23 protein-coding genes, 1 tRNA gene and 1 pseudogene are annotated in these 26,453 nt (G+C 41.9%); 7 read left to right on the forward strand and 18 right to left on the reverse strand.

Annotated features, from left to right (window positions below):
- Together F8R13_RS07150 and F8R13_RS07155 are read left to right on the forward strand one after the other, a co-directional pair.
- Complete coding sequence (locus tag F8R13_RS07150; protein WP_172967727.1) at positions 1-516, forward strand: histidine phosphatase family protein; 516 nt, start codon at positions 1-3, stop codon at positions 514-516.
- Positions 512-643, forward strand: a pseudogene (locus tag F8R13_RS07155) (IS3 family transposase); the annotation flags it as partial. The gene F8R13_RS07150 and the pseudogene F8R13_RS07155, both read left to right, overlap by 5 nt.
- 237 nt (positions 644-880) lie before the next feature.
- Here the strand turns inward: F8R13_RS07155 and F8R13_RS07160 are convergent.
- From F8R13_RS07160 to F8R13_RS07175, 4 genes are all read right to left on the reverse strand, one after another.
- Positions 881-957 (reverse strand) — tRNA-Pro (locus F8R13_RS07160).
- A 68-nt stretch (positions 958-1,025) separates the two neighbouring features.
- The gene (locus F8R13_RS07165) at positions 1,026-2,021 is read right to left on the reverse strand and encodes an AraC family transcriptional regulator (protein WP_152833042.1); all 996 of its coding nucleotides are present in this window, start codon (positions 2,019-2,021) and stop codon (positions 1,026-1,028) included.
- An 89-nt stretch (positions 2,022-2,110) separates the two neighbouring features.
- A complete protein-coding gene (locus tag F8R13_RS07170; RefSeq protein ID WP_152833044.1) occupies positions 2,111-2,650 on the reverse strand; it encodes a DUF2062 domain-containing protein in 540 nt (179 codons plus the stop codon).
- A gap of 118 nt (positions 2,651-2,768) precedes the next feature.
- On the reverse strand, positions 2,769-3,677 hold the full coding sequence (locus F8R13_RS07175; RefSeq protein WP_253806384.1) for an Hsp33 family molecular chaperone HslO: 909 nt from the start codon (positions 3,675-3,677) through the stop codon (positions 2,769-2,771).
- 89 nt (positions 3,678-3,766) lie between these two features.
- Between F8R13_RS07175 and F8R13_RS07180 the strand changes: the two genes are divergently transcribed.
- Genes F8R13_RS07180 through F8R13_RS07200 form a run of 5 tightly spaced genes read left to right on the forward strand, consistent with a single transcriptional unit; the run spans position 3,767 to position 9,436 of the window.
- The gene (locus F8R13_RS07180) at positions 3,767-4,420 is read left to right on the forward strand and encodes a TnsA endonuclease N-terminal domain-containing protein (protein ID WP_152833045.1); all 654 of its coding nucleotides are present in this window, start codon (positions 3,767-3,769) and stop codon (positions 4,418-4,420) included.
- A gap of 11 nt (positions 4,421-4,431) precedes the next feature.
- The gene (locus tag F8R13_RS07185; RefSeq protein WP_152833047.1) at positions 4,432-6,309 is read left to right on the forward strand and encodes a Mu transposase C-terminal domain-containing protein; all 1,878 of its coding nucleotides are present in this window, start codon (positions 4,432-4,434) and stop codon (positions 6,307-6,309) included.
- Positions 6,306-7,208 (forward strand): TniB family NTP-binding protein, encoded by a 903-nt coding sequence (locus F8R13_RS07190; protein WP_152833049.1) that lies wholly within the window; start codon positions 6,306-6,308, stop codon positions 7,206-7,208. Before F8R13_RS07185 ends, F8R13_RS07190 begins: the two co-directional genes overlap by 4 nt.
- A 2-nt stretch (positions 7,209-7,210) precedes the next feature.
- The gene (locus F8R13_RS07195; protein WP_152833051.1) at positions 7,211-8,260 is read left to right on the forward strand and encodes a TniQ family protein; all 1,050 of its coding nucleotides are present in this window, start codon (positions 7,211-7,213) and stop codon (positions 8,258-8,260) included.
- Positions 8,261-9,436 (forward strand): DNA cytosine methyltransferase, encoded by a 1,176-nt coding sequence (locus F8R13_RS07200; RefSeq protein ID WP_152833053.1) that lies wholly within the window; start codon positions 8,261-8,263, stop codon positions 9,434-9,436.
- 1 nt (position 9,437) lies between these two features.
- On the opposite strand, the gene F8R13_RS07205 is transcribed toward F8R13_RS07200, so the two are convergent.
- From F8R13_RS07205 to mreC, 14 genes are all read right to left on the reverse strand, one after another.
- Positions 9,438-10,196: a hypothetical protein gene (locus F8R13_RS07205; protein ID WP_152833055.1), complete on the reverse strand. Its 759-nt coding sequence runs from the start codon at positions 10,194-10,196 to the stop codon at positions 9,438-9,440.
- A 50-nt stretch (positions 10,197-10,246) separates the two neighbouring features.
- On the reverse strand, positions 10,247-12,208 hold the full coding sequence (locus F8R13_RS07210) for a response regulator receiver domain (RefSeq protein WP_152833057.1): 1,962 nt from the start codon (positions 12,206-12,208) through the stop codon (positions 10,247-10,249).
- Positions 12,208-15,210, reverse strand: coding sequence for an ATP-binding protein (locus F8R13_RS07215; RefSeq protein ID WP_152833059.1), 3,003 nt, complete (start codon positions 15,208-15,210; stop codon positions 12,208-12,210). Before F8R13_RS07215 ends, F8R13_RS07210 begins: the two co-directional genes overlap by 1 nt.
- A 79-nt stretch (positions 15,211-15,289) precedes the next feature.
- Positions 15,290-15,739, reverse strand: coding sequence for a very short patch repair endonuclease (locus tag F8R13_RS07220; protein ID WP_152833061.1), 450 nt, complete (start codon positions 15,737-15,739; stop codon positions 15,290-15,292).
- 17 nt (positions 15,740-15,756) lie between these two features.
- Entirely contained in the window at positions 15,757-17,424 is a 1,668-nt protein-coding gene (locus F8R13_RS07225) for a hypothetical protein (protein ID WP_152833063.1), read from the reverse strand.
- A gap of 363 nt (positions 17,425-17,787) precedes the next feature.
- The gene (gene lipA / locus F8R13_RS07230; protein ID WP_152833065.1) at positions 17,788-18,816 is read right to left on the reverse strand and encodes a lipoyl synthase; all 1,029 of its coding nucleotides are present in this window, start codon (positions 18,814-18,816) and stop codon (positions 17,788-17,790) included.
- Between the two features lie 67 nt (positions 18,817-18,883).
- Complete coding sequence (lipB, locus tag F8R13_RS07235) at positions 18,884-19,504, reverse strand: lipoyl(octanoyl) transferase LipB (RefSeq protein ID WP_152833067.1); 621 nt, start codon at positions 19,502-19,504, stop codon at positions 18,884-18,886.
- 12 nt (positions 19,505-19,516) lie between these two features.
- Entirely contained in the window at positions 19,517-19,801 is a 285-nt protein-coding gene (locus F8R13_RS07240) for a YbeD family protein (RefSeq protein WP_152833069.1), read from the reverse strand.
- Positions 19,802-19,825: 24 nt separating this feature from the next.
- A complete protein-coding gene (locus tag F8R13_RS07245) occupies positions 19,826-20,695 on the reverse strand; it encodes a D-amino acid aminotransferase (RefSeq protein WP_152833071.1) in 870 nt (289 codons plus the stop codon).
- Positions 20,696-20,697: 2 nt separating this feature from the next.
- Positions 20,698-21,900 carry a D-alanyl-D-alanine carboxypeptidase family protein gene (locus F8R13_RS07250; protein WP_152833073.1) on the reverse strand — a complete coding sequence of 401 codons (1,203 nt, stop codon included), beginning with the start codon at positions 21,898-21,900 and terminating at the stop codon, positions 20,698-20,700.
- Positions 21,901-22,042: 142 nt separating this feature from the next.
- Positions 22,043-23,173 (reverse strand): rod shape-determining protein RodA, encoded by a 1,131-nt coding sequence (gene rodA / locus F8R13_RS07255; protein ID WP_152833075.1) that lies wholly within the window; start codon positions 23,171-23,173, stop codon positions 22,043-22,045.
- A complete protein-coding gene (gene mrdA / locus F8R13_RS07260) occupies positions 23,173-24,996 on the reverse strand; it encodes a penicillin-binding protein 2 (protein ID WP_152833077.1) in 1,824 nt (607 codons plus the stop codon). Before mrdA ends, rodA begins: the two co-directional genes overlap by 1 nt.
- Before the next feature lie 6 nt (positions 24,997-25,002).
- The gene (mreD, locus tag F8R13_RS07265) at positions 25,003-25,506 is read right to left on the reverse strand and encodes a rod shape-determining protein MreD (protein ID WP_152833079.1); all 504 of its coding nucleotides are present in this window, start codon (positions 25,504-25,506) and stop codon (positions 25,003-25,005) included.
- Positions 25,499-26,377, reverse strand: a complete 879-nt coding sequence (mreC, locus tag F8R13_RS07270) for a rod shape-determining protein MreC (RefSeq protein WP_371414928.1) — start codon at positions 26,375-26,377, stop codon at positions 25,499-25,501. The genes mreD and mreC overlap by 8 nt, the downstream gene beginning before the upstream one ends.
- Positions 26,378-26,453: the final 76 nt, after the last annotated feature.

Here is a 26,453-nt window from a genome sequence, read left to right on the forward strand (position 1 = left end):
ATGAACAAACTACTGTTTATAAGACACGCAGAAACAGACTTTAATAAACAAAATCTCTGGATGGGCTGCACAGACCACCCTCTCAATCAAACAGGAATGCTCCAAGCTCAATACACTGCGCTTGAACTTTCATCTACTAGATTAGATGCAATATACTCTAGCCCTCTTTCAAGAGCAGTTACCTCTGCAGAAACAATACAAAAGCACAACCTATCAAACCCTCCAATTTTCATACTGGATGGTCTAAAAGAACGCAACTTCGGTAAATTTGAAGGAAGAAAAAAGAGCGAGAAGAATAGAGAATTGCTGGAACTTTCAGATAGTGTAGAAACCGTCGATAATGTCAAAAAACGTGTAAAAGAAGCTCTTGCACAAATACCAAGACATGGTAATTACCTTATTGTCTCACACTCTGCCATATACAGAATTATACGTTCTGAGCTTGGCTTTCAATCTGCTCCAGACGTCCACAGTTTGCTGAATATGCAGTGCGTAGAGATTGTAGCGGTAAAATGAAGCACGCCAAGACATTTTTGATTACATCGAAATGTTTTACAATCCTAAACGACGTCATTCTTCTAACAATCAACTCTCACCGGTTGAATACGAGAAGCAGTACGAAATGAGGCTAAAAAGTCTCTAGGTTTTTAGTGGCGATTCATCATATAGTTTTAGAAGCCAATCTAAAACGCCTTTATCCTTTATCTGTTAGTTTCTTCATGTTTGTCAGCAACTTTGTCAGCAAATGAGTGAAACAGAATTATCTTACAATAAACACGAATAAACAAAAGGACAGAATGGGAAATGGACGGGTTTAGTGTAAAGTGTTGAAAAACAAGATATTTTGTTGTTTTTTATTGTTTATATTGATTTATTCAATTGGTCGGGACAGTAGGATTTGAACCTACGACCCCCGCCACCCCATGACGGTGCTCTACCAGGCTGAGCCATGCCCCGAGAATTGAAGACTGTATTATAGGGTTCGGCTGGAAATTATCAAGTTTTTGTCTGCTACCGACGGCGAATTAATTGCTGCCGCGAAGATGGCTTGGTGGTTTACCTGTCCAACGTTTGTAGGCGCGGGAAAAAGAGCTGATATTTCCAAACCCAAGTAAGAATGAAATCTCACTCAAAGACAGGTTGCTGTCCTTGATATAGGTTGCCGCTAAATCTTCCCGCACTTCGTTCATTAACGTTTTAAAAGTGGTGTTTTGCTCTTTTAAACGTCTCTGTAGGGTTCTGTCGTTGATATGTAATGCTTGTCCAACCGTTGTATCGGTGACATTACCATTAGGCAGTTGTTTGATGATCTCGGACTTCACTTGCTCGACAATGTTCTTGCGATCCATTTTCGCTAGGTATTCAATCATCACTTGGTCATGAAGTTTTGCCAGTTGTGGCTGTGCACCTTCAGACATTTCCAGCGCATCCTTCATGTGGATGACGAAACGATTGTCTTTAGCGCCAAAGAAAACTGGGCATTTGAAAAGTGTTTCAAACGCGGAAGTATCTTCTGGTGCACTATGCTTAAGGTGAATTTCCGCAGGTTGAAAATGTTTGCCAAAGTTCGCGCGACACATGGCGAGCATAATCGCCATGAAACCATCCGTGCGATAGGGCAACTGTCTCGCAACACTTCGATAGTGCAAAACCAAACTTAAGTATTTTGGCGTTTCTTCAAGCTCAAAATATGCGCCTTCAGTGACAACACGGGAGTAACGTTGAAAACGTCCGACGGCATTTTTAAGATTTTCGCTCGAAAGCCATGCATAGCCTAACGCACCCATTTGAGAAGGGTGCCAGCATTCTACAGCTTTTAAACCAAATGCAGGGTCTTGGATTTGCGTTGCGGCTTCCGCCCAGATATCGTCCAGCGTCGAATAAGGCAATCGGGCATTGGGGTCATTCAATCTTTTGGGATCAATCTGTAACTTCTTCAAAATCTCTACGGGGTTAATGCCATAGGATTCGATCAGTTTTAGAGAAAGCTTGGATGTTTGAGCGGAAAAGGTTAGCGCCATGTTGGACTCATTTTTAATGCATAGATTTTATTTTAGAGTTTTTTACCCAAAAAGAAAAGAGAGGTGTCGCGTTTTGTTTAGCAGCTGAACTAAGAGTGGGTGTGACGGACGGAAAATGCCCAAACCAGAAAGCGTTTGATATAGGGAAAGTAGCCAATCAAAACATAAAAGATTGAGCCGAAAACAACACCCAGCATTACGTTCCCAAGAAAGAAGGGCTGCCAGATAGTTGGGAAGACGTCACTAAACCATTGTGATGAGGCGATAGGAATGTTCTGAGCATGACCTGCCAATTCCGCTGATGAAGGTGTGTTCAGCACCCAGCTACCAAAGCGATAGCCGCCATACCAAATGGGTCCCATGGTAAGTGGATTGGTAATCCAAGCCAAAGCGGTCGCCAGTGGAATGTTGGCGCGAGCATAATAGGCAATGATTGAACCCAGCAGCATTTGGAAGGGAATCGGCAGCATCATACAAAACGCGCCGACAAAGCCTGCCCGTGCAAAAGACATACGGTCACCTGCCCAATAGACGGGGTCTTTAAACTTCGGGAAGTACTTGTTGAGGAAAGGCGAGCGTTTGACTTTGCGTCCGATTTGCACGACTTTTAAATGCAGGTAACGTTTCATGATTTCATTATATCGCAGGCGGTGGATTCAAACCGTGAAGTAAAGAGTAAGTTAGGAAATGTTGCAGACCCCAACCTGGCAGATTTTTAACAAAATCTACCAGGTTGGGGGGCGTGGTTTAGTGGGCTGTGGTGCCGAAGATACGATCAATATCTTCTTTGGTGAGTCGTAGGTGGAAGTTGCACATTTCGTTGTGCACGACGATTTCACCTTGTTCTTCCAGAAGCTTTCTGGCATCAGCTTCGCCAAGAGAGCGAATCATCATTTCAATGCGCTCAGGGTCTTGGGGACAGTTGTACTCGACCGTGTTAGGTTTAAATAGCTCAATGACTTCTTCATGGAACAGTCGGTGGAGTAAGGTTTCGGAATCAAGCGAAACCAACTCTTCGGTGGTCAGGGTTTCGGTCAGGGTGCTGATACGATTCCAGCCATCGCCATCTATATCTTCTTCGGTTTTGCCCGATGAAGGAGGCATTTGCTGGATGAGAACGCCGCCAATCCCTTTTTCGTTAGCGGCCAGCCAAAGCTTGGAAGGAAGCTGTTCAGACTGTGTCAGGAAGGCTTCAAACGCTTCGGTCACCGTGCTACCTTCACGATCAACATAGGATTGGAAAAGGGAGTCGGTGAGCGTGTTCTCCATTGTCATCAGGATTTGACCATCACCCAGCAACTCATCCAATGTGCTTTCATTCGTCAATACTGCGTTAGTTTTGGCAACGCCTCGGATCTGCAGTTCATGAGTGGCTTCAACCACCAACAGGTTGACTGGACCTTGACCTTGGATTTGAATAATGACTTTTCCGGGGTGTTTGAGACCGTTTGCCATCATGATTGTCATGGCGGTCAACTCGCCCAGCACTTCAATTAAAGCTGGGGTGTAGTGGCGGTCTTCAATCATCTTTTGCCAAACATCGTCTAATTGCAGGTGTTGACCACGAATGTCCAAGTCTTTAAACAAAAAACGTTTAATGGTGTTCATTGTGGATAATATTGCTCTGTTGTACTGGGTTGCATTATTTTCTCTCATTTCTGACAACGCTATTTTGTACTGTGGTTTAATGTTTATGGTTGAGTCAGAACTTTCACACAATTATTTTGTACTGGATGAAAAGTTATATGCCTGCTAGAACTATTCCTAAAAACTATCGAAATGTGACGGGAATTCATGCATCCGTCAAATCTGAAGAGCAGGCGATGTTTGAGTCAACTCTTGAGAGAGATTTTATCACACTACTCGAATTCGATAATTCCATAATTAGCTTTAAGGTTCAGCCTGTCGAAGTTAAGTGGACAGACCAAAACGGTAAAAACCGCTCCTATTTTCCAGATATGTTGTTTAAGCGAAAGACCAAAGCTGGTGTTGAAGAAGTACTGGTCGAGGTGAAATATCGTTCAGACCTCAAAGAAGACTGGAACGAACTTAAACCAAAGTTGAAAGCTGGTTTGCGGTATGCCAAACAACATGGCTGGAAATTCAAAATTATGACGGAGGTTGAAATTCGAACCACTCTGCTAAAAAACGCTAAGTTTTTAAGGTCGTTTATTAGACGAGGCGCAGATCGCGAAGGTGATATGGAACTGATAGATTCAAAGTTACATGAACTGAAGAGAACCACGCCAAAAGCACTGTTGGAAAAGTTGGCTTATAGCGATTGGGATAAAGCGGCGTTGCTTCCGACGCTATGGTATTTGGTCGGCACACGACAAATCGGTTGTGACCTTCAGGGTGAACAACTCAATATGAATACTCCTATATATTGGAAACCTTAAAGGAAATTGCTGTGGCTGATGCTGGAATGCTGAAATTAACTCCTGGAGAATCCGTTACATACGAAGGTGAAGAGTACTTCATAAAACAAGTTGCGGATCTGACTCATATTGTGTTGATTCATCCGACTACCAAAAAACTAAAGGAAGTCGCTATTTCAGATCTTGGTATCGTCAATAGTGGAGATGCAAAGAAGACACCTGATTTAGCCTTAATTGCTGATGCAAAATGGGATGAAGCGATTAAGCGATTTAACATCATTAAGCCTTTGCTGGTGAACGGTCGAACGCGAGCAATGGTAACAGCTAGAGCGAATGAATACGGTTTTTCGACGAATAGTCTATATGGTTGGATCCGAAAGTATGAAGCAACCGGCAAGGTAACAGACCTATTAACGGATCAAAGAGCGGATAAAGGTGAATCTAAGTTAACTCAAGAGCTTCAAGACCTTATTAATGATGTCATTAAAACCGAATATAAAACCAAGCAAAAAAAGTCACTTACCAAAGTGCATAGGGAATTAAGAATCAGGTGCAAAGATTTAGGTTTAAAGGCACCTCATTACAATACGCTAAGAGCTTGGATTAAAAAAGAGCACCCAAAAGATATAGAAAGACTACGCGAAGGCAATAAAAAAGCAGCCGAGAAATACAGTCCTATTCGAGGAGCGTTTCCCGGTGCCGACTGGCCGTTTTCATACGTTCAGGTGGATCATACGAGAATGGATATCCAGTTATGTGACGATTATTGGCGTAAGCCTGTCGGTAGGCCTTGGATTACGGTGGTTTTTGATGTCTTCTCCAGAATGGTGCTGGGTTTTAGGGTTGGCTTTGATGATCCTTCCGGGCTAGTGACAGGGTTGGCGATTACTCATGCTGCACTTCCGAAAGAAGACTGGCTGGCAAAGTATAACGTCAATGGAGAGTGGCCTTGTTGGGGAATTTCTTGGGGGGCCGTCCATATGGACAATGCTCGTGAATTTCGCGGGAAACTGATTCAAAGAGCTTGTGATCAATACGGTATTAATGTCGAATGGCGCCCGGTTGCCAGGCCTCAATATGGCGCACATATAGAACGTTATTTGGGAACTTTAGCGGAAGAGCTTAAAGGTGTTTCCGGTGCGACGTTTTCCAATATTCAAGAAAAAGGTACATACGACAGCGAAGGTAATGCGGTATTTACTCTGTCTGATTTGGAAGAGTGGCTAACGGTACAGATTGTCGGCATGTATCACAATAGCATTCACTCAGCGTTAGGCATGTCTCCGTTAGATAGGTTTCGACAAGGAATACTGGGTGATGACCAACAGCCTGGTATAGGACTGCCGGCAAGAATTCATGACGTAAGGCGCTTTCGTTTGGATTTTTTGCCTTTTATGGAAAGAACCGTTCAAAGGGTAGGCGTTTCAATAGACGAAATCGTTTATTTTGCCGATGTTCTACGCCGTTGGGTTAATGCACCTGATCCGGAGTCACCGAAGCATAAGCGTAAATTCATTTTCAGACGCGACCCGAGAGACATCAGTACTATATGGTTTTTTGACCCGGAAGATAATGAGTACTATCCAATACCTTATCGTAATACCTCCCATCCGGCAGTGAGTATTTGGGAGTGGAAAGCTGCTCAATCCAGGTTGAAGGAAGAGAGAGAAGGCCGACAAAACGAAGATGAAATCTTTGCTACGGTTAAGCGGATGCGAGAGATTGAAGAAAGAGCGGCTAGAGATACCAAAAAAGCTAGGCGTACTTTTGAGCGTAAAAAAGTTGTTTCCATGCCGCCAGTTAAATCGAAAGAGAAAAAGGTTGAGCAGGTCGATGTGCAGAAAGAACGTTTGGACTCGGAACCCAAGAAAGTTATTAAGCCATTCGACGACTTGGATGAAATGCTATGAACTTGGATCATTTGACGCCTAAAACTCAAGAGCTGATGTTGCTAAGTGACGAGGAACGGATTCAAGTTATTCGGTCGTCTCGATGGGTAGGGTATCCTCGTGCAAAACAGGTTTTACATAAGCTGGAGGAGTTATTCAACTATCCGAAAAACGATCGTATGCCGAACTTGTTGATAATTGGCGATACCAATAACGGAAAGACCGCTTTGGTAAAACGTTTTTACAGCATGCATCTTCCTGAAGATAACCCCGAAGGCGACGCAATCATTCTTCCGGTTTTGTATATCGAGTGTCCGCCTAAACCGGACGAAGGACGTCTGTATGATGAAATTCTCGGCAAGCTCTATCAGAAATTCAAAGAACGGGACAATGCCGGCAAGAAACTTTCTCAGGTGCTAAAGGTATGCGAGACAATCGGAGTCAAGATGATCATTCTTGATGAGGTTCAGCATATCCTTGCAGGAAGCGGTAATCAACAAAGGCTGTTTTTGAATGTTTTGAAATCACTGGGAAACAAGTTGAAAGTGCCGATTGTCGGCGTCGGTATTCGAGAAGCCTTTAATGCTATCCAGTCTGATGCGCAATTGGCAAATCGCTTTGAACTGGCTCCTTTGCCGAGGTGGAGGCTTGGTGACGAAGATTACGAGAGATTGTTGGCGAGTTTTGAAGCTTTGTTGCCGTTAAAAGAACCTTCCTATCTATATGAGGATCAGCTTGCAAATAAACTGTTTTCTATGACGGAAGGTTTCATTGGTGAATTGTCGAGATTGCTATCCAAGGCCGCTGAAGAGTCTATCCGAAATGGAGACGAAAAAATTACCTTAAATCTGTTGGATAGCCTAGATTGGGTTGCACCATCTGACAGAAAACGTCAGATGGATAAGATACTGGGGATTTGACGATGTATTCGGGTAAGCTTTGGCCAGTTCATCCTCATCCTTATCCGAATGAATTATTGTCTTCCTGGTTGGTTCGTATTGCCCATGCGAACGGGGAAAAAGTTCAAACCTTTACGCATCAAGAGTTTGGTCTTAATAAGCAGGTGTGGAATAGGGATATTGATCGTTTAGCACCTGAATGGTTGTTGGAGCGACTATCGGAAAAAACCGCGACGCCTATTGATGTAGTAAGGCAGACTACTCTAAAACGATATGAAGGAGTGTTGTTTTACCACTCAACAGAAGCTGGTGTAGAGGCTTGGGTAACGCCGCTAGGAATGTATCACAGGAAGCGCAAAGGTTTTGGCATACAGTTTTGTCCTTTGTGTTTGAAGGAGGGGGATGAGCCTTATTTCAGAACAACTTGGAGAGTTGCTTTTCAAACTTTTTGTCCAATTCATCTGGTGATGTTGCATGATCGTTGTCCTGAATGCTTTGAACCCATAGCTTTTCACCGGATAGAAGTAGGAAAAGATGCAGAGGCTGTTGAACAGAAGCTTTGTATTTGTTCCAATTGCCAGTTTGATTTTAGAAATGCCGAGGTTCGCAGAACCAGTTTTATTGAATGTGCTATTGAGGATAAATGGAGTGAAATTTTAGCAGCCATTGCAATTCAGGAAAAAAACAGAAGAAACAAAGAGACTCTGGAAGTATTGCATCATTTTTCTAAATTACTTTGCTCGAGAGAAGCTTCAAAAAAGTTATTTTTATTTTTTGAAAGTTTGTTTGACATTAAGCTCACAATTCCGAATGGAAAAAATAGAACTATTGAGTCATATGGCGTATTATTTCGCCATCAAACAATATCTCTTGCTCTTTGGTTACTAAATGATTGGCCTCAAAACCTGTTTTTGGCTTGGCTGGATGGTGCAGTTAGATACAACTTTTTATTAAAAGATTTTACAAATCCTCCAAAGTGGTACACACGAGAAGTCGCCAAAATGAATGTTAATTACAAAAAACGGTTGATTTTAAAACAAAAGTATATGAGCAACAGAAGGTTTAACAGTTAAATGAGTGCAATCGATTTATTTGCGGGTGCCGGCGGTTTTAGCCTTGCTGCGTATGAAGCCGGGTTGGATGTGTTGGCTGCAATTGAGTTGGACCCGGCAGCGGCTAATACATATAAAGAAAACCTTATTGAACGATTGGGTGTTGATACGAATTTTATTGAAGGTGATATCCTGAAAATAAATCCTGTCGAACTTAGAGAGTCGCTAAACCTTGAAAGAGGCGAATTACAATTAATTTTAGGTGGTCCACCTTGCCAAGGCTTTTCAACGCATCGTATCAATAATGCAGGAGTCGATGATCCTCGGAACCAATTATTGCTCCGTTATTTTGACTTTGTTGAAGAGTTTCAGCCGCAAGCATTCTTGGTGGAAAATGTCACGGGGTTGCTTTGGTCTCGCCATGCTGATTATTTGGAAAGATTCAAAAGATTAGCTGAAGACAATGATTACACAATACATTTTTGCGGAGTGGTTAATGCTAAGGATTATGGAGTTCCGCAAAATAGGAAGCGTGTTTTTATTCTAGGAGTAAGAAATGACTTAAACCTACAAAGTATAGTTTTTCCTCCTGCCAAAACACATTTTTCACCAAATTCAGTTGAAGTGAAAGTGAAAGGGTTGCCTAGTTGGAAGACAGCGTCTTCTGTTTTTGAGCCATGCCCAGCAGATACTCTTGATCAATTTGTTAATGATTATTTTTTGAGGAAAACAAATTTATCAGAAGAAGAGGCAAGGGAATTACTAAATAATTTGGAGTTTGGTGCTCCAGTTGATCCAAGGGATCCATGCAATTTCCACATGATACCAACCCGGAAGTCGGTGGAGAAGTATCAAGCTACACCGCTTAATGGAAGTAGAGAGGATGCAGGTGAAGAGTTTCGCTTACCTTGTCACTCTAATGATTATGCTGGTCATAAAGATGTGTATGGAAGGATCTTTATTCACTTGCCTGCTAACACTATCACCACAGGCTGTAATAATCCGTCAAAAGGTCGCTTTGTGCACCCATGGGAAAATCATGGCATTACTTTAAGGCATGCCGCTCGTATTCAAACCTTTCCTGATGATTTTGTTTTTATAGGAACTAGCACTTCACAGGCTAAACAGGTTGGCAATGCTGTACCTGTTGAACTTGGAAGAGTTCTCATAGCTTCAATACTACAAGGACTAAACTGAACTAGTACAAGTTTAAACTAAAATTCTCGTTACAATTCAGTTCTAAATTTGTAATATCATTTAATCCATGCTGCTCTAAAGGGACAAGGAATTTATACTCAGTATTGTCTCGATTAGTTGCGTTGTTTGGGCAGTTTTTTTTGTCGCGTTGAAAAACTAATTCTTTGACTTCTGTAGGAATTTCAACACATTTTAATGTTGTAAATGATGTGAAAAATTTTTTTTCATATTCCGGGATTCGGTTTGATTCGAAGTATTTTCTCATGTATTTAGCTACAGTTTGATTGAACATTTTTAAAATATCTCTTTCTTCAAAGACTTTTAAAAAAACTTTTTCAGTTAAGCTCGAAACTAAGTCTTGATATGCGCTACTACTCAAGTAAAGATCGTTCATGTAATCTAACGCGGCATCTTCGAATTGCGTTGAAGCCAGATTAAAATCATTAACGTAATCTTTAAAGCTCTCATGTTCTAATTTATTTTCAACCAAGGCCACTTCAATGGGTAATTTTTTATCTAAAGTTTGATTTCTATTTTCGCTAATATGTAAATCTGTCTCTTCGTCTATAAGACGGTGAATCAAAAGGGTAATAAAAATATGGATGGCGGATTGTTTTTGGTATGGTTGAATAAATTGTAAGAAATTGTCATCACCGAAGATTTGCTCTAATTCTTCCGAGTATCCTAAATGGTCGTTTAACACGTTTTTTAAAACGCTAATGATTGTATCCGTGTTGGAAAAAGCAACTTTATTATTCATATTCAATAGTACATTTTTAAGAGAAAATAAATTATTTCTGATCGGGTCTATTATTCTTGCTCAGGTAAACTTAAATCTACGGTCGCGTAATCGACGCCAATTCTTCCCAAATGATGGCTTTGAATAGCTTGTAAGCGTGCCGCATAGTCTGGTTTTAATTGTGCTACGGGAAAGAGAGTACATTTTTTGAAAATTAATGTCCCTTTATTCTTTTTCTTTTGAACAGTAGTAATGGCGGTTACGTTCTTACCCTGATTGGTCAATGGAGATGCATGATCCTCCACAATTAACTCGACTAAATAAGGCTGTTTTGTGAATTCATTGATAGCCCTTAAAGCTATTCTTTTTCCCTCCAGATCTTTCACAAAAATATGAGATGATTGTGCCGCTACTTTTAGTCCATTAGATAGTGTGTCTTCCTTGATCAATTTAATAAATGTTAACTGGCGATGCGGTGACATTGCGCGAACATGGTCGTTTGCCATTTGTTCAGGGACTGTATCACAGCTTGGAGTGACACACACAAACCAGTCTTTTTTGTTATCCGAAACTAAAATAGTTCCTGTTGTGATGTGTCTAGGTAGTTCGTCTTGTGTCGAAATCAGTTCGTTAAATGCGTGAGCTATATTTTGACAGTACTCTAAATCGAATGGTTCTAAACTTTCTCTAAAGTTGGTTTTGGCAATTTGGATTATAGTTTTTATGAACTTATTGTGTGGCTCAGGGTCACTCTTTTTCCATGCAATGTAATCAGGAATATTTTCCGATACGCTATTGGCAACGTCTTTCAAAAACTTTGACGCTGCATTGTCGTCTCTACGTAATAACTCTTTGGAAATATCTTGTAAAAGATGGCTTAACATTCCTTCTGAGATGTTAAGTTGGTTGTCTGGATTTTCTTTCAATATAGACCATAAAAGGGCAATTTGTTCATGCTGTGCTTTATTCAAAGCTTTAGACATTGCGAAATTAGAATCTTCAATTCTATTTTGTAATTCGGATAATGCTACTCTGTAGAAACTTGGATACCAATCATGGAGAGCAGCACTCAGTTTATCCCATACAGTACGGGGTTCCTGAGCTATTTCCTCCGCTGTTTCTCCTTTTTTCTCACATAGAGTAATAAATACTTCTCCGGACTGAATCCATAATTCGTCGGAGCCGTGTATTTGAGCATTTTTAAAGTCATTTGGAAGCTTATTGTTCTTTCTGATATCCAGCTCACAGAAATATCGCAAGATTTGATCTGTCGGTTCTTTATGAAGGTTGGCATCAAAGTCATCGGAGTTTTGGATATCTGACCAAAACAGCTCCTTAACTACATGAATTATTTCTTCCTCATGCCCCAGGATATAACGTATTTGATGATCTCTGGATAGAGGTGTCCAGTTGTCTTGGAAGACATCATCTGCATCATCCCAAATAGCTAATGACTGCTCATCAAAAAAATCAGCGGTGTTAATTGACTTAGAACTTCGCAAAGTTGAGGCAATTTCTAACCATACGTTATTCAGCGGTTGGTTTGTATATACGACAACTAAATTAAGGTGTTTGTTAGTGCTCAACTCTCGTAAGAGTTCTAACGACTTTGTTGCATCAGTACCTGAGAGACAATAGTCCAATATAATTAAGTCACTTTTTCGTACTTTTTCCGGGTTTAAATTTTGAGTTTGCTTTTCTACATCGCATATACATTGTTCGCCATGAAAGAATTTTACAAACTGTTCTGCAACATGAGTTCGTTTAAAGCTATCAAACGAGTTTTTTGTCAAATTTTTTAGATTGTTAAAATCAGCAACCATCTTTCGGATATTGTCATTGTTTTGAGTATTATTGTCCGATTCAGAAACTTCCAGATAACGGTTGGAAATCTCATACAACTTATCTAGAAGATGTTTTTGATGAGATGCTAACTCTGGGTAAGGAGAGTAGTCATCGTCAATTAGTAATACTGAACGGATAGCATTGTCACGAAATGTTTTGGTAATTTGGTTTCTATAAGCTATTGGCATTACTTTACTTCCATTCCTCTAAACTGAATTACAAAGTTTGCTCCATCCTTAAAGAGCCTTTCTTCAGGTTTCTCTGCATACCAAATTTTATGATGTGCCACAGAAAGGTTTTGTTTTGATAGGTATAAGCCTACGCCGTTACCGCTTGGTCGTCGGCTATAGAAAAGCTGAAATAAGTTATCAATATCATCTTGATCTACTGCTGGACCATTATTCGCAATAATAACTAAGTCATTAATTACATCGATCTTTATGTGACGCTCTGTTACAGAAAGTCCAACCCAATACATAGCGTTGTTTAATAGGTTTACAAAAACCGGGATGATTCGTGATTTAACGTCAACTATTTTCATGCGCTTAAATTTATCGCTAAACTCAAGGTTAATATTTTGTTGAACAAATAAGTCTCGGAAAAATGTACGAATATCTTTCACAATATCTTCGCCAGAAATTACATCTCGATTTTGGTAGCCAGATATTTTAAGGGGGGATAAAAACCTTAAATATTCTGTGAACTGCTTGTGTGATCGCATGGCATTTTTAAAACCGATTTCCTGCTTGGCTTCTGTGCTCATAGAGTTAAGAGAGCGAGTTACGGCTTTATCTTGGGCATGTAACTCATGTTGTAAAATTTCAAAGCTAATGCCCAACTGGGCCAAGCTTCGAATTTGGCTGATTTCTTCTTCGGCCATAGCTCTCTCTTCTTCCGCTATAGCAAAGGCTGAATCAAGGTCTAAGCCTTGCTCTAATTTATTTAAAGCTTGTAAGAATGATTCATATTTGTAAATAAAATCATTTTCCATTTCTCGGTAAATGACATCAAAATTATTAAGTACATGGACTGTGTTGCTGTCATCGGTAACGGCATCTAAGACAGGTAAGGCTCTTTCTTCAAATGCTAAGCGATCTGTTTTGGTTTGTGTCTGCCACTGTTCACCTAGCCGTTCTAATGTTTTATCAATGGAATTACCATAGCGATTTAATAATGCATTTAGTGAAGATTTAACTTTAGAAAATTTTTTCTCGGCACTTTCAATTGGAGATAAATTCTGAATCTGAGCTTCTAGCGAGTTTAGTTTTTCTCGACAGGTCACTAAAAGCTCATTGAGTTCTGCGAATAAGTCACGATAAAGGCGATATTGGTCTTCAAGCGAATCATCTAATTTAGATGGTTTATTTGGAGTTTTAAATTGAGATTTAATAGCCTCTAGCTTGCTAATATCCTCTACTAATTCATCTAAATAATTTATTGAGATATCATTTTCTGATGCTAACTTGTCCTCTAAATTACGTGCTTTTTCGACTTCTTCGATTAAGGTTGGGAGGTTATTTCCTATAGTCTCGATGAACTGCTTTTTCATGGCTCTTGCGGAAGATTTCTGAGCTTTCTTTTTCTTTTTCTTTTCCTCATCCCAAATCTTCATTTTTTCCTGTCGAATATCCGAGTTTCTTCCGAAGTATTTGTCAGCAAGGGTTTGCAGTAGTACTTTAACTATAGACTTTAACTCTCTTGCCGCTTGGTTGATTATAAAACCTTCACGTCCGGCCTTATCTTTAAGGCGATAGTTCTCTTCTTGTTTGAGGGAGATTTGACCGAATAATCTTCTAGCGGACCAGTAAGCCGATCCAGCATTCTTTGCTCTTTTTTCTTCAATTTCAAAGAAATCATTATCAACGCGACCATATGGTAAAACGCGCAAGCCATCTCTAAAAATCATAAAGCCTGCGTATTTGTCAGCTTGTTCTTTAAAGAAGTCGTATTCAGTTTCACTATGTGTACTTTTTGCTTCTTCAAACTCAAAGGTACCTAGCTTAATATCAAAAGCACCCGGCTGTGTTAAAGAGGACATACCAGGGATACGGCATGGAATATTTACCTCTGGGTAATCGATACCAAAGGCCGTAACTGAACCACGAAACCAACCTTTATCGTCAATGTGGCCTATAACCTTGTGTTCTAGGCTTTCAAAGTCTGAATATTTAAAAACGTCATTGTAATCAAGGATGTCATAGCGATTACCCGATAAGCATCCGTTTCGATCAAAAACTATAATTTCATAACGGAAGTCAATATTCTCATCTCCTTCGTCACGATTAAATGGGTCGACAAAAGCTCGAAGTGTATCCACCAAATCTTTTTTTACTGCCTGATATTCGTCTGATTCACGATTCATATCTCCGCGGTTTGTCAATAACTCTAAGTCGCGATTTACATCGAGCAAAAAAAGAGCTGTTCCATGAGGCTCACCGTCGAGTACTTCAACTTTCTCTAATATAGGCCTCCAGCTATCAATATATGCTTGGTTAAACTGAAAACTTTCACAAAGTCCATGAATTTGGGATTCGGTTGAAATAAAGCTTTCTTGAATATTGGATTTTTTGTGAACTTCAAATGCGTCATATTCGTCTTGGGAAAAACGCTCCCAGGCACCTCGTATGAATTCTTCATCATTGTTTGAAGGGTTAAGTGCTAAGTTATTCAGCATCGTCTTTTGAAGTTTTGCACATGCGGAAGGAAGCTCTTCTAAATCATCAAATTGCTCGAGAGGAACTTTTATATCGTGCAGCCCAAGGTACGTATTCTCAAACAATCTCCAATCAATTAGGGCAGCTGAAAATTTTGTATTTTTCTTTTTAGTTACCAGGAGCGTAACAGGAGCCAGAAAGGCGGTAGATAAACGCCCAATTCCCTTTTCACCTTGAGTAGAGCGATCTGATAAGCCAAACCTGTCCTCTTCGGGGAGTAGCTTTTTCTTTGATTTAGACGCTGTTCCGATAGTGAGCCAGCTGTCACCGAGCTGTTCAAATGTCATTCCGCATCCGTTATCAATAATGACACCGCATTTAATATCACCATCAAATAAATGCAGTGCTACATCGCGTGCGTAGGCATCATAAGAATTTTTCCACAATTCACTGATTGCAGTAGGGGCGTCCGCAATTTGACCTTTCCCTAAGTGATCTATAGTTCTAGCGGTTGCTTTGAATGAAATGGATGACATTAGTAATCTGCTTTTCTGTTTTATTACATTTTTTGAACGTACTTTTTCATATGAAGTTGATAATATCAAGAAATTACATTTATTGTGGTATTTCTATTGTCTTTGACGAGCTTTTTAGCCAAGTACTTAATTTTCTAATTGCCTCTTCTAGGCCTATCGATCCTTTACCACGTATTGAGCACTCCCAAAGGATTGCTACACGCCAGTTTAGATCCATTAATTTGTAATTATTATTCTTGTCCCTATTAATATTCTGGTTTATTTTTGATAGCCAGAACTCATTATTAGCCTGAGGTAATTTACCTCTTTTACAGTGATGTCCGTGCCAAAAACAACCGTTCACAAAAATTACAGCTTTGTATTTTGGTAATACAATATCTGGTGACCCTGGCAAATTTTTGTCATTAATTTTGTAGCGGAAGCCTTTTGCGAATAGAGCTTTTCTTACTTTGACTTCGATATTTGTATTCTTGTTTCTAACACGAGACATCATTTTACTTCTTGTTTGAGAGTCTACCTTATCAACCATGATGCATTTTCCTGTGATTATGCGGACACCTTTTGTTTGATTATGCCTGCTAGCTTGGTCGAAGAGTCCCAAGTGTGCAGAACCTTGTCTAGCTTGATGTGTTCGATGTCCGAAACGGCGCTGCCATTTGAACCTTCCCAAATACCTTTCAAGCGAGATAGGTTTTTCAAAATCAATAGCAAAGTTTCATCCCCAATTTCCTGTTTACCGCTAAGGAGCCCGACAGTACATTCACCTTTTCTTCGTTGCTCAATATCGATCCAACAATAGTGCGTATTGCCTTGCTTAACATCAATTGCAATGTACTTTCGTTTGGCTTCAAAGAACGAGTCTAAGTATGCCCACTGTCTTTTACTTTTTGGAGCGGATAGAGGCATTTCGGACACATGCCGAATTTTTATATTCATTCCCTCAGCGGATAGTTGATTGACAGCTTCCGTCAGCATTTGTAAATCGGCACCGACTCCTATAGTTCTTCTGATTTTTGCTCTTTCATTGGTAGAGTCATTTCGATAATCCCCTTGTCCGGTACCTAAGCCTGTCGGCTCTGGAGTATCAGGCTTGTTTGGAACTGATTTGTATTCGTTAAATTCTTTATCCTTTACCTTAATGATTTCCTCACCTTCAATGAAATCGAATTGCGCGGACTTATTTAGGACATTTGTTACGGGTAGATAAATGTGAGGTTCGCTATCTCTGTTGAGTTGACCGTTTTTATTGCCGCTGCCCGTATTTCGAGGGCTATTTGTTCTTCGTATAGGTTTTTTTTCTTTATCGGGTTTGTCTGTTCCAGGGTCGGCTAAGCTAGAGTCGTTGTCACGACTAACCTGCAATTCTGAAAAAGGGAAAGGGTGAGAGCATTTTAGTAACTCAAGAATTAGGTATCTAGGATGTTCTTTTGTTCCCATTTGAATACCTTTTGCTTTCCAACGAGTAGTGCCCATAAAGGGAATTTTGCAGTTGAAGAAGCCGGATGTCTCAGTATCTAAGTTAAGTAGTAGGCTGTTATGGATTTCTTGAACGCCTTTTTTAGCTGTGTCGCTAAAGAGTATGCGCCCAATTGTCCAAGCGTCTAAGTCTGCAAATTTTTGTCTTAAATGGACTACGGCTCGATCATTTTCTTCATCGTATAGAGTTTTATTAGGATTTACTATTTTGTCGCGCGCAAAGCTGTATTCTCCCCAAAATGCACTATGAGCAAGATCTGTTGAGTTGCAATAGTAAAAACGGGCAATCTCGGAAGCGGGAATGATTATTCCGTATGGATCGTTATTGTATTTAATGGCAAGGCATTTGGATTTTGCAGCAGCAAACGGAATTTTCAACTTATTGGGATTTATAGCATAGTTCGATTCTGCAATTTTGTCCCATGCTTCTATCTCACGTAAATTGTCAGGTGTGATAAAAATGTCCGGTAAATTAAAGTTTTCGATTTTTGATGCAGTGCTAGTTGTTAATCTGCCGTCATTCCAGAAAGTGCCAATTTTAAATAAAGGAAATTGTCCGCTACCAACACGAATGACTTTGTCAGCATGATGAGAGCGAATGTGTAATTCAATTGTGGGTTCGGATGCAATGTCGGAATTTCTTGAAACCCTGCCATGCCAGATAATCGACCAGCCGCCTGCAGGAAACTCTCGTACTTGAGGTATGTCGTGATATTGAAACTCTGAATCGTTAGCCATACAAAACACCATCGTGATTAATGTTGGTGTGGCTAATTCAACTTATACAAAGCAAAAAGCCCTGATAAACAGGGCTATTCTTCACGTTTTTCCACTTAGTTATTCCGGCTCGGCCAGGAACCATCCAAAAGATGGTGGGGCAGTCACCTTTGATTTCTCAAAGTCCGTATGTGATCTGTCTAACTACTTGGAATTATAAGCTATTAGCCACATTTTATAAAAAACATTTTCACTTCATCAAAACACAGGCAGTGTTCAGTAACTTTTGGACGTTAATGTCATTTATTGCTTTCAGTACAAAATAGCAATGTTAAGTACAAAATAATTATGTTAAGTCCAAATTAGCGATGTTACTGTCATTCATTAAAATGTTCCTTGAGCCTGTAAATCTGCATGGTAAGAGGAGCGCACCATCGGTCCGGATGCCACATGGGTGAAGCCCATTTTATAGCCGGCTTCCTCAACAGCTTTGAACTCATCCGGTGTCCAATATTTCTTAACCGCCAAGTGGAAGTTGGATGGCTGTAAATATTGACCAACAGTGAGCATTTCTACATCATGCGCACGTAAATCACGCATGACTCCCAGTAATTCTTCCATGGTTTCGCCTAGCCCAACCATCAAGCCGGATTTGGTCGTGGTTTCAGGCTTCATTTGCTTGAAACGTTTGAGCAAATCAAGAGAGGCTTGGTAGTCTGCTCCTGGACGCGCTTCTTCGTAGAGACGAGGAATGGTTTCTAGGTTATGGTTCAGTACGTCCGGTGCTTGCGTGCTCAGGACTTCCAGTGCAGTAGTCAGTCTGCCACGGAAGTCGGGTACGAGGGTTTCGATTTTCACTTCGGGGGTGCGCTGACGAATTTCGGCGATGCAGTTACGGAAGTGTGTTGCGCCACCATCTCTTAGGTCATCTCGGTCTACAGAGGTAATGACGACATAGTTTAGTTTCATCGCTTCAATCGTCTCTGCAAGGTGTTGAGGCTCGCTTTTATCCAAAGGTTTTGGTCTACCATGTGTGACATCGCAGAAAGGGCATTTGCGCGTGCAGATGTGACCCATAATCATAAAGGTCGCAGTACCATGCCCGAAACATTCGCCAAGGTTTGGGCATGAGGCTTCTTCACAGACGGTATTGAGTCCTTGTTCGCGTAAAATGTTTTTCAGTTCTTTAACGCGACCAATGTGACGTGCGGCTGGAAGCTTGGCTTTAATCCAGCTTGGTTTCTTCAGTTTTGGCGCACTAGGGTCAGGCTTGTGCTTAAGGGATTTTGTTTTGTATTCGCCCTTGGACATTTCTTCTCGGCGTTGTTTTAGATCCGAAGCAGTTTCGCCAGATGTTTTGGTTAATCCGGTAATTTGGTTGACAGGAATTTCTTGAAATTTGGGTGCGCTCATAAGCCAGGTTCTGTGTTAATTTTGGGTATTATACAATAATGACGATTACGGGACATTGATTGCGGAATCAGTTGGTGTTGCTAAGGTGTAAGCGCAACATATCAATGGCTTGGTTTTCCAGGTCTGCATAGTTGATTTCGTTTGCATGTTCCGATAGTTGTGTCATTTCCATGCCGACCAACCCGCAGGGATTAATCCAGTGGAAAGGTTCCAAATCCATATCCACATTGAGTGCCAAACCATGATAAGAACGAAATTGTCGAATCTTGAGACCAAGAGAGGCGATTTTTCTGCCATCAACGTAGACCCCTGGCGCATCGACTCGGGCTTCTGCCGAAAGTTGGTAGTGCTCTCTCAGTAATGCAATCAAAGCATTTTCAATACGATGAACAAAGTCTTTTGCCCCCAACCTGGCACGTTTTAGATCCATCAAAATGTAGATGATAAGCTGCCCCGGCGCGTGATAAGTCACTTGTCCACCTCGATCTGTTTGTACGAGGGGAATGCTGGGGTGGGTGTTGAGCAAATGTTCGGCTTTGCCGTTCAAACCCTGTGTGAAAACTGGAGGGTGTTGTACGATCCAAAGTTCGTCTTGGGTATCTGGAGTACGATTGTTGGTGAAGGCTTGCATAGCATTCCACGTGGTGTCGTAGGGTTGCAAGCCGAGGTGTTTGATGACGAAAGGCATGGTCACGCAGTTTTAGAGTGTCATCAACACTTCAGGATGTTGCTTGAGCTCACCGTAGATGGCATGTAACTGTGCCAAGCTGGTCGCGTGAAAAGTAATATTCACCGACACAAAGCGATTGGCTTTGGAGTCTTTTAGGTGGATGTCCTCTCTGGTAACATCTGGCGCATGTTTCTTGGTGATTTCAAAAACTGTGTCAATGAATGTCTCTGAGGCACGTCCCATGGCTTTAAGCTGATAGTCGCATGGAAATTCAATCAGACTCTCGTTATCGGGAGTATGTAAATCAACCGTCATCTAGTTATCCTTTTTTATTGTCGGTCAGTGTTCGGCTTGCATGAGCGAATGTTTGGCTTGGTCGAAATAAGACTGCATTTTAAGCCAAATAGGACCGGGTTTTCCACTGCCTACAGGGGTATTGTTCAGTAAACAAACGGGCAAAGCATCTTTGGTTGAGCTGGTCAGCCAGATTTCGTCGGCCACTTCAAGGTCTGCCAATGTGAGTGTTTTCTCAATGACTTTAATACTATGGTCATTTGCGATTTTTTCAATGATCATGCGAGTAATGCCAGGGAGAATGCGATTGCTTAACGGTGGAGTGAGTAGCACGCCATCTTTGACCATGAATACATTGCCGGCCGTTCCCTCTGAGATCAATCCGTCTCTGCCGATAAGAATGGCATCATCAGCACCTTGTTCTTTTGCGGCGATTTTCATCATGACATTCGGTAATAAGGTGGTGGCTTTTATGTCGCATCTTAGCCAACGGATGTCCTCTAGGGTGATAACCTTGATGCCGTTTTTTAAGATAGTTTCCGAGACAGGCTTAAGCGGATTGCTGTAAGCATAGACGGTAGGCATAAGGTCTTTATCGGGGGTGTGGTCTCGAATCCATTGAATGCCACGAGTAACCTGTAAATAAATGAACTGGTCGTCCCAGGGATGTTTATGTACCAAATCATTTAAAAGGGCTTTCCATTGCGCATACGAGTGGGGGTCTTGTATGGAAATGGCGGTAAGACTTTTGTGCAATCTATCTAGATGGGCATCAAGCTGGAACAGTTTTTTTTGGAAGACAGGGATGACTTCGTAGATGCCATCCCCAAATAGAAAACCACGATCCTGCGTCGAAATTTTTGCCTCTTCTAGAGGCAAAAAATCGCCATTTAAGTAGGCGATTTGTTCCGACATGGTTACAAGCCGATGAAATTCAACAGGGCTTGGAAAAGTAGTTTGATTTGATCGATAAGTTTCTTGAAGAAAGAACCTTCGTCAACTTCGCTGGTTGCGACCAAAGGTCTCTCAGCAACCACTTTCCCGTTCAAGGAAACGTGTAGGTCTCCAAGTACCTGACCTTTTTTGATTGGCGCACGAATGTCTGACTTAATAGACGTTTCGATTTTTAGGTTTTTATACTGACCACGAGGGATGGTGATGTATAGATCATTTGCCAGGCTCAAGCCAACGGTGTTTTGCTTGCCTTCCCATACACGTGCGTCATGCAAACGCTGATCAGCGGAGTACAGCTTGTGTGTTTCAAAGAAACGGAATGCATAGTTGATCAATTTTTGGCTTTCAGAAACGCGTTTTGCTGCCGATGGCGTACCGACCACAACCGAGACAATTCGCATACCATTACGGTGAGCAGATGAAACCAAGCAATACCCTGCAGACTCAGTATGCCCGGTTTTCAAACCATCAACGGAAGGATCTTGCCACAATAGTTTGTTGCGGTTGTATTGGGTGATGCCGTTGAAAGTAAATTTCTTTTGGTCATACCATTTGTAGTCTTCTGGAAACTTTTGAATCAGTGCTTTGGCAACTTTCGCTAGGTCAGTCGCAGTGCTGTAATGATCTGGGTTGGGTAAGCCAGTTGCATTCGCAAAATGGGTGCCTGTCATGCCCAGCATTTGAGCATATTTGTTCATGATCTCGACAAAGACGCTTTCACTCCCGGCGACATGTTCAGCCAAGGCAACGGTTGCATCATTCCCCGATTGAACGACCATTCCCTTAATCAAGTTGCTGACGGATACTTTTTGACCCACTTCAATAAACATTTTCGAGCCAGGCATTTTCCAAGCCTTTGGTGAAATGGTCACCATGTCATTAAGAGACATATTGCCGTTTTTCAGCTCGCTAAGAATGACATAGCCTGACATGATTTTTGTCAAACTGGCAGGTTCGATGCGCTCATCCGCATTGTAGCTGGCAAGGACGGCGCCGCTATTGAAGTCGACCACCAAATAGGCTTTGGCATCCAGTTTCGGTGGAGACGGGATGACATAAGGCATCGGAGGCGATACGGTCGTCGTTGGTGTTGGTTCTGGTGCGTCAGCCCAACTGGTAGTTGAAACAAACAAGAGTGCAAGGAAAATACTAAAAAGCTTTGTCATGGGGAATCTTTTAAAGTTGAGTATGAATACAAAAGTCATAGTGACAATTTGAGGCATAATTTAACACAAAACAACCTACGCTTAAAGGTTAGTAAGGTTTGAAATAGGCTTAAGTTTTTACAGAATAAATTTCTTCGCCGCATTAAGAAGTCAGCAGTTTTTTGTGGGTGTGGATAGACATCAATATACCGAAACTGATCATGAGTGTGACCAGCGAGCTACCACCATAACTGATTAATGGCAGCGGAAGCCCCACTACCGGTAAAAGTCCACTCACCATCCCGATATTGACGAACACATAAACAAACAGTGTCATTACCAAACTTGAAGCGGCGAGTCGTGCGAAGTTGTCTTGTGCTTGTGATGCGATATAGAGTCCTCTGCCAATAATGAGTGTGTAGAGAATTAAAAGCGAAGTGACCCCAACTAACCCAAATTCTTCGGCTAGTACGGAAAAAATAAAGTCGGTGGTTGACTCAGGTAAAAAGTCTAAGTGAGCTTGAGTACTGCCCATAAAGCCTTTTCCTTCCAATCCGCCGGAACCGATGGCGATTTTCGATTGGATAATGTGGTAGCCACTGCCCAACGGGTCAGATTCCGGGTTTAAGAATGTCATGACTCGTTGTTTTTGATAGTCGTACATATAAAAGTGCCAGACGATAGGTAGAGAGGCAGCAACCACGCCTATGGCGGACAATATTAGGCGCCAGGACAGTCCCGCGAAAAAGATAACGAAAAGTCCACTCATGGCAATCAGGATTGATGTCCCTAAATCGGGCTCAACAATAATCAGACCTGCGGTAAACAGAACGATGATAATTCCCACCAGCATTTTACGATTGGGCGGTGGCAAGGTGTCGTGTGCGAATAACCAAGCAATGGTGAGCGGCAGTACCAGTTTCATCAGCTCAGATGGTTGAAAACGGAAGAAACCAAGATCAAGCCAGCGTCGGGCACCTTTGCCGATTTCTCCAAACAGCAACACACTTGCCAGCATGATTGTGCCGATCAAAAACAGCCAAGGCGTGTAGACGCGCATCAAGTTTGGAGGGATTTGTGCAAACAACAGCATTAACAAAAAGGCAAAGCCATCGCGAGCTAAGTGGCGATGCAGTACTTCCGCATCACCGCTGGATGCACTATAGACAATCATGCTACTGGCGAGCATGAGAAGTAGGATGCCCCCCAGTAACCAGCCGTCAAGGTGAAATGATTCCAACCAGCCTTTGTTGCGGCGATAAACTTTTTCTCTAACGTCCAGTTCAATTTTCATCAGGATTCATCTTTGTGCAGTTGTGTGAGGTAGTAGCGTGCAATATCAACAGCTACTGGGGCAGCCTTCACACTTGAGTTTTCGATAATAACACTGATCGCAATTTTAGGCTTTTTCACCGGAGCGAAGCCGATAAATAACGAGTGGTCGCGAAGTGTTTTTTTGATATTCTCTTCGTCATAGTCTTCACCACCAAGGCTGAATACTTGTGCAGTACCTGTTTTACCTGCCATGGTAAATGGAAGCCCTCTTGCATAGCGGTAAGCCGTACCATGGTAGCTATTCATGACGTTCATCATTCCTTTGATGACTTTTTCCCAGTTGGAGATCTTTTCAATTGGGATTTGTGGTTGAGGCTCAATGTCTTTACCTTTTAGCAAATGTGGGGTAATGATTTTGCCTCGGTTTGCCATGATTGCGACTGCTTTTGCTAATTGTATCGGTGTTGCTAGAAAGTAACCTTGCCCAACTGCAGCAATGATGGTTTCCCCTTTGAACCAAGGTTTGTTTTTGGTTTCTCGTTTCCATTCTTTAGAGGGCAGGATTCCGCTGGACTCACCATGAAGGTCGATACCTGTTGTGTGCCCGAAACCAAAAGGGTACAGGTCGTCGTGAATCATTTGAATACCCATTTTCAAGCTGAGTTCATAAAAATAGGTGTCGCAAGACTCGGTGATGGCTTTGTTCATGTCAACCAAGCCATGGCCGCCACGTTTCCAGTCGCGGTAACGATGGTTTTTGAAGTCAAAATACCCCGGGTCAGAAATCTTGGTGTGAGGCGAGATAACGCCATTTTCAATCGCAGACAGTGCGACGAAGGGTTTAATGGTCGACCCCGGTGGATACTGGCCATTAATGACACGGTTGATTAGTGGTCTGTAGGGGTTGTGGAGTAGTGCAGAATAGTTTTTGCTACTGATTCCGTCCACAAAAAGATTGGGGTCATAGCCTGGAGAGCTGACGTAAGCTAAGATTTCACCAGTTTTTGGCTCGATAACAACCACCGCCGCTTTTTTATTGCCCAGATATTCCTCAATAAACTTTTGAAGCCTAATATCGATTGTGAGTTGGATATCTTTTCCTGGGGTAGCGGGTTCTGTTTCCAGTTTACGGATGACCTTACCTCTAGCATTGGTTTCAACTTGCTGTAGGCCTGGTTTTCCATGCAGTACAGATTCGTAAGTGCGCTCAACGCCCGTCTTTCCGATAACATCAGTGCCTTGATATTCGGCTTCATTTAGGGTTTTGAGTTCTGAAGGGTTGATTTTGCCGACATAACCTATGGCATGGACAGCAACTGGACCAAAAGGATAAATGCGTTTGAGCTTGCCGGTTAGAGTGACGCCTGAAAACTGGTAGCTATTAGCTGCAAAGATAGAGGCTTCACTTTCACTTAAACTGTAAGGCAAATAGATTGGGCGATATTTGCTGGCAACTTTTAAGCGGTTGTAGAACTTTTCCAATTTACCGTCGGGGATGTCCGGCAGCAGCTTTTTCAAAAGGTTAATCGTCGCGTCAATGTTGTCGATTTTATCCTTGGAAAACTTGAGCGCGAAAACAGGTTGATTGTCAGCAAGTAGAACATTGTTTCGATCATAGATTTTGCCCCTTACCGGTGGTAGCGCTTCAACCGAAATGCGGTTACCTTCCGACATGGCATGGTAGTGGTCATAGTTCAACCATTGCAGATAAACCATTCTCCCAAAAAGGACGAGAAAGAAGACGATAACAAAGCCTAGGGCGAAGTAAAGTCGCCCCCTAAAAAGCAATTTTTGCTGATTGACTTCGTTTTCTGATTGATAGTTATTGCGTCTTGGTTGCATGAGAGCTTACCTGAATAAAGCCCTCTGGGTCAGAGACTGCATGACGTTGGAAACCACTGGCCACAGTGCAATGGCAAAAATCGGCTCTAACCAGTAATAGAATACGGTGTTCCCAGCGAGTGTCGGGTGAAAAATAAACCAGCCAGCAACTTGGAAAAACAGGATGTAGAAAGCAACGATAATGGACTGTTGCCACATGGGGTAACCTCTGAATCTAAGGCGGATGCGTAGCATGAAGAAGGTAACCGTTAAGAACAACAAAGCATGAGCACCTAACGGCGTATTCAGTGAGGCATCATTCAATAGTCCGAGCACAAATGCCGTAAAAAGGTGTGTCTGGTTTAAGATTTGTGAGCTCCAGAACAATAGCAGTAGCAGTGTAATCGGCGGCGCAAAGTGCAGTGCAAAACTGAAGTTCAATGCACTGTCAATGACCAGTCCAGCTAGATAACTGAAGAGCAAGAGCCATTTAACATGGGAAAAGTTAAGAGAAAAGACCTTATCACTCATCTGCAGTTCCATTCAGTTTGGTGTCGATATGAACATCGATGCTTGGGTTTTTAACCGGAGAAAGGATCAGAACTTTATCAGCCAGATTAATATCGGCAACCGGATCCGCCATGATTTCGTAGTAGGGTTGGTCTTTCAGGGTGCTGATGCTACTGACTGTGGCGACAGGGTAGCCGTTTGGATAGACGTTACCGAGTCCAGAGGTCTCGATGATGTCTCCGATTTTAATGGAGCTTGTGTTAGGGATGAATTGTAGTGACAGCTGGGTTTGCCCCATTCCTGTTAAAATGCCTCGTTGCCCAGTTCGCTGTATGCGCACGGGAATCTGAATATCCGAGTCGGTAATGAGTTGCACTCTGGATGTTGTCGGTGTCACAGAGGTGATTTGGCCGATAAGCCCTTTGGCGTCAATCACCGCTTGATGCAGCTTTACGCCATCAAGAGAGCCTTTGTCCAGAGTGAAGAACTGGGAGTAGGGAGATAGGTTGTAGTATTTGATATTGGCAATCTGAACATCTGAAGTAGACATTTGACTGGCTGTTCCTAGTAGTAGATTCAATCGTGAGACTTCATGCTGAAGTTTGTTCAATTGTTGTTGCCTTGCTTTTAAGAGCAGGTTTTCAGTCGCCAGTTGTTGGTTGCGTTTCTTAAGCTCTTCTACCGTTTTGAAGTCTTGTTGGAAATACTGGTAAGTGCTAAGAGGAATGGTTGCTGCCCGTTCAATAGGGTCAATGGTCGTTAACAGTAGGGCACGGAAATTAATGAGGAAATGGCTGTAGTGATCCATAACCATCAGCGCGATGCACAGGACAAAAAATAAGAGGTACTGAGACCCTTCTTTTTGTGGTGATGTGGTGCTGAGGTTAATGATTCGACTCCTTGATTATCGTTGCGTTAAATCGAATCGATTTAAATTAAACAAATACATTGAGCCGAACCTTGTTAGT

Origin of the sequence: Hydrogenovibrio sp. JE_KL2 (assembly GCF_009296185.1) — a bacterium.
Taxonomy (GTDB): Bacteria; Pseudomonadota; Gammaproteobacteria; order Thiomicrospirales; family Thiomicrospiraceae; genus Hydrogenovibrio.